We start from the raw sequence: 253 nt of genomic DNA on the forward strand, positions 1-253 counted from the left end.
TATCGGAAGGTGCGGCTGGATCACCTCCTTTCTATGGAGACTCGTGTCTGATAGACACAGTCAAGTATCTTCGGATACAAAATCGCTTACTCACTCGTGTTCAGTTTTGAAGGATGAATTAACCCTTCAACAACATTGTTCCTTGAAAACTAGATAACGAAACTGTTGCAAATTCCCGTTGCGTAGCAATGGTGAAATTGTCAACTAACGTAAAGTAAGAACTTAGGTTGCTTGATTCTAACGAATCTTGCAA

The organism is Paenibacillus oryzisoli (genome assembly GCF_001653565.1).
GTDB lineage: Bacteria > Bacillota > Bacilli > Paenibacillales > NBRC-103111 > Paenibacillus_E > Paenibacillus_E oryzisoli.